Source organism: Pseudomonas sp. 01L34 (assembly GCF_056400265.1).
In genome coordinates this window covers 1-416 of the sequence record NZ_JBFTSX010000052.1, presented here as the reverse complement: position 1 = coordinate 416, position 416 = coordinate 1, and the positions used below count along the sequence as shown (strand labels likewise).

Here is a 416-nt window from a genome sequence, read left to right as displayed (position 1 = left end):
CCATCGGTGCCATTGGCCAACGTGTAGGTCCATTGACCGGTGCCGTCCACCGCGATCGAGCCGTAGCTGCCGGTATTGGACCCGGCAATGCTCCAGGTGGCGGTGGCCGCATGGTCGATGTCGCTCGAGCTGAACTGGCCGCTGACGCTGAGGGTGGTGTCTTCCTGCACCGCACCCACCTCATTGCCGCTCGCGAAGCTGAGCACSGGCGCATCGTTGCTGCCGGTGACGGTCACGGTCACCTGCTGGGTGTCGACGCCGCCGAGGCCATCGCTGACCTGGATGCTGAACACCTCGTCATGGCTCTCGCCGGCCTGCAGCGATTGCACGGCACTGGCGACACCGTCGGTGCCGTTGGCCAAGGTGTAAGTCCACTGACCGCTGCCGTCGACGGCGATCGAGCCGTAGGTTCCAGT

1 protein-coding gene is annotated in these 416 nt (G+C 65.8%); it reads right to left on the bottom strand.

The window, feature by feature from the left end; genetic code table 11:
* The coding region (locus tag AC1DQM_RS29940) for a VCBS domain-containing protein (RefSeq protein WP_477747278.1) at positions 1-416 on the bottom strand (416 nt) is incomplete at both ends.